Origin of the sequence: Acinetobacter sp. YK3 (assembly GCF_001729365.1) — a bacterium.
Taxonomy (GTDB): domain Bacteria; phylum Pseudomonadota; class Gammaproteobacteria; order Pseudomonadales; family Moraxellaceae; genus Acinetobacter; species Acinetobacter vivianii.
Window position 1 is genome coordinate 1 of the sequence record NZ_LZPJ01000046.1, and the last position, 7,647, is coordinate 7,647.

Annotated in this window: 7 protein-coding genes; all 7 read left to right on the forward strand. The window is 37.7% G+C overall.

The window, feature by feature from the left end:
- Nucleotides 1-387: 387 nt before the first annotated feature.
- The 7 genes from A9Z07_RS04540 to A9Z07_RS04570 all read left to right on the forward strand — a co-directional run bounded on the left by A9Z07_RS04540 (nucleotide 388) and on the right by A9Z07_RS04570 (nucleotide 7,613).
- Nucleotides 388-954, forward strand: a complete 567-nt coding sequence (locus tag A9Z07_RS04540) for a TetR/AcrR family transcriptional regulator (RefSeq protein WP_004771867.1) — start codon at nucleotides 388-390, stop codon at nucleotides 952-954.
- Between the two features lie 564 nt (nucleotides 955-1,518).
- Nucleotides 1,519-1,830, forward strand: a complete 312-nt coding sequence (locus A9Z07_RS04545) for an ArsR/SmtB family transcription factor (protein ID WP_004771865.1) — start codon at nucleotides 1,519-1,521, stop codon at nucleotides 1,828-1,830.
- A gap of 85 nt (nucleotides 1,831-1,915) precedes the next feature.
- Entirely contained in the window at nucleotides 1,916-3,616 is a 1,701-nt protein-coding gene (locus A9Z07_RS04550; protein WP_069577230.1) for a SulP family inorganic anion transporter, read from the forward strand.
- A 196-nt stretch (nucleotides 3,617-3,812) separates the two neighbouring features.
- The gene (gene sstT, locus A9Z07_RS04555) at nucleotides 3,813-5,015 is read left to right on the forward strand and encodes a serine/threonine transporter SstT (RefSeq protein ID WP_004771863.1); all 1,203 of its coding nucleotides are present in this window, start codon (nucleotides 3,813-3,815) and stop codon (nucleotides 5,013-5,015) included.
- A 6-nt stretch (nucleotides 5,016-5,021) separates the two neighbouring features.
- Entirely contained in the window at nucleotides 5,022-5,702 is a 681-nt protein-coding gene (locus A9Z07_RS04560) for a YoaK family protein (RefSeq protein WP_047432848.1), read from the forward strand.
- Between the two features lie 3 nt (nucleotides 5,703-5,705).
- The gene (locus tag A9Z07_RS04565; protein ID WP_004771861.1) at nucleotides 5,706-6,245 is read left to right on the forward strand and encodes a DUF2058 domain-containing protein; all 540 of its coding nucleotides are present in this window, start codon (nucleotides 5,706-5,708) and stop codon (nucleotides 6,243-6,245) included.
- A 117-nt stretch (nucleotides 6,246-6,362) separates the two neighbouring features.
- Nucleotides 6,363-7,613: a mechanosensitive ion channel family protein gene (locus A9Z07_RS04570; protein ID WP_069577233.1), complete on the forward strand. Its 1,251-nt coding sequence runs from the start codon at nucleotides 6,363-6,365 to the stop codon at nucleotides 7,611-7,613.
- Nucleotides 7,614-7,647 lie beyond the last annotated feature (34 nt).

A 7,647-nucleotide genomic window follows, 5' to 3' on the forward strand; every position in this document is an offset into this window, starting at 1 on the left:
CATCAATTATCAAAAATATTTTCTCTGATAAATAAATAAACTATAGCAAACAACAATTAGACGCTGATCATTATTTTCCAAACGTTAAAGATTATTTGAATAAAATTACATATCTTGTAAAAACAATTAGATGAATTATCATCCATTTATTTTGATCAATAATTCTATTCAAAATTTCAATTGAATAAACGTATTTCTGATTATTTCCTCAATATTCATATCGTTAATTTTTATACTCCCCTTGAAAAGAAAGCTCAAAGGATCAATTAAATAAATATTATTATTTTTCCCTATGATCTTTCTAAAATACCATGTAGAATCCCAGCGAAAATTGCATGATGAAATGCAACATGGTGCTCTTGGTGATGGGCTAACTTGAGGCGTTGTATGTCAAAAAAAGAAGATATTATTAACACAGCATTAAGACTTTTTAATTCGCACAGTTATAACTCGATTGGTGTCGATCGTATTATTAGTGAATCTGGCGTTGCGAAGATGACCTTTTATAAATATTTCCCTTCAAAGGAAAAACTTATTGAAGAGTGCCTGATCCAACGCAATATTAACCTTCAGACTTCTCTTAATGCAACTTTGGCAGAGTGTGACCAAACGGATCACCTAAGCCAGCTTAAAGCAATTTTTCAATGGTACTCGGCTTGGTTTAATAGCGAAGACTTCAATGGATGTATGTTCCAGAAAGCTTTAGAAGAAGTGATCAAGATTTATCCATCGACTTTACAACCAGCAACGCAGTACAAAATCTGGTTAACTGCCCTCGTTCAAAACTTGCTTGCCAATCTCGAAATTCGTAATCCGACGCATCTCGCCACTTTGATTGTCAGTATTTTAGATGGTATGACGATTCAAGCACACGTCAACAGACATTCAGTTGAAATGGATGAATACTGGAAGCGCGTTGAACATCTGATCAATTTTGAAAAAGAATTTGCATAAGTCATGTTATCCCTTTATGACTAGAGGGATAATAATTAGACAAATTTAAGCAAGATTTGAATAAAGAATTGAAAAAAATAAAGCGTGATTTATAATTATTATTGTGGCTCACGCTTGCGTCTGAGTGTAAAAAGAATAATAAATATTATTACCCTCTGGCGGTCGTACTTTCGCACTCCCGATCCTTCTTATGCAGACAGATCGTTCTGTCTTGTTTTTCATTATATATACTTTTTATCAAAGCACAATCTTTTTTTCGAGTTTTTTATATTTTTTAAATATATTAAGCACTTAATTTTATTTTTCAGTTTAACTACACAATAAAGTTACCTGAAAAGATGGTTGACCCGATATAAAAGAGATGTAAAGCACAATAAATAGATATAAAATTAACCAATTCACACTTTAAAGAAAAATTAAGATTTAATCAGCATTTTTTAATCATTTTATCAGTTTTGCTTATATATATTTTCATTAAAAACCATTGCAAATAAGCAGTTTTACTACAACTTTTTATTGCACTGACTTTATACTAGCCACGGCTGTAACGTAATGAGTATAAGTATGCAAAAGGATTTTGAGATCGACGCAATGAGAGAATCTGCGGGTACAATTGTCACTGTACTTAAATCTCTGGCTAATACCGATCGGTTAATTATTTTGTGCCATTTAGCTAAACAAGAGTTAAATGTTTCACAGATTGAAGAAATCACGCAAATCTTCCAACCTACCCTGTCTCAACAGCTCATGATGCTAAGAAAAAGCAATGCGGTATCTACCCGCCGTGATGGTAAACAAATTTTTTATTCAATTCTTGACCCAAAACTCAAAGCAATTTTAAACACTTTATATGAGCACTATTGCCCTCAAACATAATTGTTGAAAAAATTAAGATCATCATAGCCTTCTTTAGCATTTTTTCTGCATAATATATATGAATTTATGATTTAGACTATGATGCATGAAATTGTTCAACCGAAATGTTTCCAGACTATTTCCTGCACGAAGATGGTTAAGCGAGTATCAACATTCAAGCTTTAAGTCAGACCTGATTGCTGCACTTATTGTATTAGCAATGCTGGTGCCACAAGGTATGGCTTATGCCATGCTGGCTGGACTGCCACCAATCATGGGGATATACGCCAGTATATTACCCATGATTATTTATGCATTTACTGGAAGTAGCACAACCCTATCTATCGGCCCTGTCGCCATTATTTCAATGATGGTATTTGCGGCATTAAATCCTTTATTCCCAGTGGGCTCTACAGCCTATATCGAAGCGGCATGTCTACTGGCGCTTTTGGTGGGTATCATTTCGATGGTTCTGGGGCTATTGCGTTTCGGATTTTTGATTCAGCTGATTAGTCATCCCGTTATTCAAAGTTTTATCATTGCTTCAGCATTGTTAATCGCATTGGGACAGTTCAAGTTTCTACTCGATATTCCCTTACAAGCCAGTAATATTCCAGAATTTCTGATCAGCCTATCTCAGAACTTTCACCTTATTACATTTACAGGGATGAGTTTTGGCCTGATCTCGGTCTTATTACTTTTTTTGCTGCCGAAATTTATCCGCTCTGGGTTTTTAAATAAAATCCTACCGCTGATGCTGGTATTGTCTTCTATTATTTTGCTGAGCTTGATGAACGAGAATACTCTGGGCATTAAAACCGTGGGTATCATTCCGACAGGTTTACCGAGCTTACATTTTCCAACATGGAATCTAGGCTTGGTTCAGCAGCTTCTACCGAGTGCCTTTATGATTGCCATGATCAGCTTTGTGGAATCACTCGCGATTGCGCAGGCAACAGCATTGCAAAAGCGTGATGATTTAAACAGTAATCAAGAACTGATTGCTTTAGGTCTGGCAAATATTGCTGCAGGGATAAATTCCGGTTTTGCTGTTTCTGGCAGTCTATCCCGTACCGTTGTCAATGCAGATGCAGGTGCAAAGACTCCAATTTCAGGGGTACTTTCTTCATTATTTATGATTGCAGTCAGTTTATATTTTACCGGCTTTTTTCAAAATCTGCCTTTAGCCGTGTTGGCTGCAACAATTTTTGTCTCTATCTGGAAACTGGTTACCCTTTCACCCTTTATTGAAACATGGAGGTACTCAAAAGCAGATGGCCTTGCCATGTGGGCAACATTTTTTGGTGTAACCTGTATTGATATCTCGACAGGATTGATGATTGGTATTATTTTAACATTTGTTCTATTGCTGTGGAAAATTAGTCGTCCACATATTGCAGTGATTGGTCTGATCGAAGGGACTCAACATTTTAGAAATGTATCACGTTATGATGTCATCACGACACCAACCGTAGTTGCCTTTCGCGTTGATGAAAACCTGACTTTTTTAAATGCGCATGTATTAAAAGGTCATGTAATTACGGAAGTCAGCCAAAATGCAGAACTGCAACATGTTGTGATTAATTGCTCAAGTATTAGCAATATTGATCTGAGTGCTTTAGAAATGCTGGAAGATCTTAACCGTGAATTATCGCAGTTAAACATCCAGTTGCATTTGTCGGAAGTGAAAAGTTTTGTGATGGATAAATTGATTAAATCAGAACTGACCAAGGAACTTACGGGTCAAATATTTTTATCACATTATCAAGCAATACAAACACTTTCGCCTGATATGCTCGCAGAATGATCAATTTTAGTGGATTATTTTTATACAAAAGGATGTGTCATGTTTTCCTAATTTTTTTTTAAAAACATTGTCTTAATTTTTTCGATATTTTTAAAGTAATTGAATTGCAAAAAAAATTTTATTATTCACGGTTCTTAGGTATAGAATACCGCCCTTGTTTAACCTTAAACCGTGCATAGGTTTATAAGGCCTTTATATGTTTAATGTATTGTCTCGCTTGAGCTTAGTTAGCAAAATTATTATCGCTATTTTTCTAGGGATTGGAGTAGCTCTGCTCTTTCCTAACTTTACACCCTACTTAAGTTTATTGGGTGAATTATTCATTAAAGCATTAAAGTCTGTTGCACCGATTTTAGTTTTTGTTTTAGTTCTTGCTTCAATAGCGAATTTCCAGATTGGTCAAAGCTCAAATATCAGACCAGTTTTGGTGTTATATGTAGTAGGTATGCTGCTGGCTGCGTTTAGTGCAGTGACAGCAAGTATTATGTTCCCAAGTCAGTTGTTCTTGCACTTACCACCTGAAAGTGGGCTTCAAGCACCAGGCAGTCTTGCAGAAATCTTAAAGAATTTACTTTTAAGCTTTATCGCAAATCCTGTACAAGCGATTGGTGAAGCTAATTTCATTGGTATTCTGGCATGGGCGATTGGTTTAGGTCTGGCTTTACGTCATAGCTCAGATACAACGAAACAGGTCTTAACAGATATTGCAGATGCAGTGAATAAAATCATTCATACTGTGATTGGCTTTGCGCCAATCGGTATTTTTGGTCTGGTTGCAGTAACCTTTGCCGATGCAGGTTTAGCGACATTAAAAAGCTATGCACATCTTTTATTTGTGTTAATTGGTACCATGCTGTTTGTTGCGCTTGTGATCAACCCAATTCTGGTTGCAATTACAATGAAAGCAAATCCATATCCATTGGTATTTACATGCTTAAAAGAAAGCGGTATCACTGCATTCTTTACCCGTAGTTCAGCGGCCAATATTCCTGTCAATATGGATTTGGCTCATCGTCTAGGTGTAAATGAGGCAACTGCAAGTGTATCTATCCCATTGGGTGCAACGATTAATATGGCGGGTGCGGCAGTGACAATTACGGTACTCACCCTTGCTGCTGTACATACCTTAAACATCCCAGTAGACCTAAGTACCATGATCATTTTATCTGTGGTTGCGACTGTATCAGCATGTGGTGCGTCAGGTGTTGCAGGTGGGTCTTTGCTCTTGATCCCTGTTGCTTGTAGTTTGTTTGGTATATCATCTGATATTGCAATGCAGATTGTTGCAATTGGTATGATTATCAGTGTATTGCAAGACTCAACAGAAACAGCTTTAAACTCATCTACCGATGTTCTCTTTACTGCTGCCGTTGATTTCAGAGACCGTCCAAATTCATAGGTTGATATGCCACTTCAACGTTTACCCAACTGGATTCAACTTGGTGCCTTCTTACTTGCACTGAATGCAGGGATGGTAAACGTTTTAGGCTTATTTACGGTCTTACATCAATCTGTTTCTCATATGACAGGCAATGTCAGTATTTTGGCAATGAGTTTGCTGGACTGGCAGCCTGAACATTTCATTTATCTCACCTTAGTCGTCATTTGCTTTGTCACAGGCTCATTCTATAGCGGCCTGATTCTAGGGAATGGCAATGTCGCATTTGGACGACGTTATGGGCTTCCTCTAAGCCTAGTTGCCATTTTTCTGTTGCTAACCTGGTTATTGCTCCCTTATTTCCCTCGCTATGGCTTGCTCTGGGCCTGTGTCGCGATGGGTGTGCAGAATGCGATGGTGAGCCACTACAAAGGCGCAATTATTCGAACCACCCACCTTTCTGGCGTGCTCACGGATATTGGTTTAGCTTTGGGGTATAAAGCCCGTGGCTTAAATGTAGAAAAGCGTCGGATTTTTCTACATCTACTCATTTTTATCGGTTTTTTATTGGGTGGACTCATTGCGAGTGCTCTTTATCCTTATTTAAAATTAAATAGCTTTCTTATTCCAGCGGGCTTAAGTCTAGGCATGAGTATGGCATACTGGATTTTCTATTTTCGCTCTTCATCAAACTCACATTTGGATTGAATTATGGTTAAAAATGCATTGCAGGCCCAATTATTAAAAGCTGGGTTGGTGGATAATAAAAAAGCGAAAAAACTGACCAAACAGGTTCAGCACGAACAACGTACTGGACAAAATGACGATGCAGTCCTCAAGGCTGAAATTGATCGTGCCAAGCAAGAAAAATTAGCCAAAGATCAGGCACTAAATCTGGAAAAACAAAAGATTCTGGAAGAAAAAGCGCTAAAAGCTTCGATCATTCAGATGATTAAACAGCACAAAGTGAAAGATATTAACGGCGATGTGACCTATCAATTTATTGATGAAGGGAAAATTAAGAAAGTCTATCTTTCACAACAGGTTTATAACGCGCTTGTTTCAGGATCGCTGGTCATTGCCAAAGATCAGGACAATTATGCATACCTGCCGAAAGCGCTGGCTGACAAGATTGACCAGAAAATGCAAGGTTTTATCTTGGTCAATAACAATACCGAGAACAATGACCAGACCACAGATGAGGAAGATCCATACGCAGCTTATGTCATTCCTGATGATTTAATGTGGTAAAACACCACTGCGTTATGTAAAAACGCCTTACAGAACGTATATAAACTGTGATCAGATTATTATAAATATCAAATACACCTTACAATTCTCTCTTAAAGAATTTTAAGGTGTATTAGTTTGGATTATTTAGGTTTTATCCGTGATATTCGGGTTGAATTAAGTCATTATCCTTGGCTTGAGATGGTATTGGCCTTAATTGTTTTAATTTTATTTGCAGCGCTTGCAAACTTTATTGCGAAAAGAATTATTGTTCGTGGGATTCGCCATTTAATTACAAAATTTAAGTCTCCGAACCAGTCTATATTTGCCCAACATAGTGTTACCCGCCGTTTTGCAAATATTGTCCCAGCTATCGTGATTATGAATGGTATTAGCACCGTTCCTCACTTACCAGAGAAAGTCATTAGCTTGGTCCAAATGGGTGCACAGGCATTTATCTTCCTCACACTTGCATTGACCGTGAGTGAAGCTTTAAATATCTTTAACCTGATCTATCAGCGCAATCCAAAATCAAGAAATAAGCCCATTAAAGGCTATTTGCAACTGGTGAAACTGATCCTGTTTGTTGTTTGTGGCTTGATGATCTTGGGTACCTTCCTCAAGAAAGATGTATTTACATTGCTTGCTGGTTTCGGTGCAATGGCCGCAGTCCTGATGTTGGTATTCCAGAATACAATCCTTTCACTGGTTGCCAGCGTACAGATTGCGTCTTATGACATGGTGCGTATCGGGGACTGGATTGAAATGCCATCGTTAAATGCGGATGGCGATGTAATTGATATGTCATTACATACGGTGACCGTACAGAACTTTGACAAGACATTTACAACGATTCCAACCAATAAACTGGTTACTGATACCTTTAGAAACTGGCGTGGTATGAGTGAATCGGGCTGCCGTCGTATTAAGCGCTCGCTTTTTCTTGATCAAAGTAGCGTTCACTTTATGAGTGATGACGAGCAACAAAAGCTAAAAGACTTTTTATTACTCGACCAATATCTAGATGCAAAAAAATCTGAAATCGAAGAGTTCAATAATCACCTAAGCAACCAGTCACGTTATAACCAGCGTCGCTTAACCAACCTCGGAACATTCCGTGCTTACGTTGAGTTTTATTTGCGTCAGCATCAAGGGATTGCGCAGAACCAGACCATTCTGGTACGTCAAATGCAGCCAACCAGTGAAGGTTTACCATTAGAAATCTATGCATTTACCAATACCATTGCATGGGCATCTTATGAAGCTATCCAGTCTGATATTTTTGATCATTTGATTGCGATTATTCCTGAGTTTGGTTTGAGAATTTATCAAGCACCATCAGGTCATGATTTCCAGTTACTTACGAGTGAGCAAGAAACAAAAGTGTAAATGTGGCATTAAAAAAGCACCTTCGGGTGCTTTT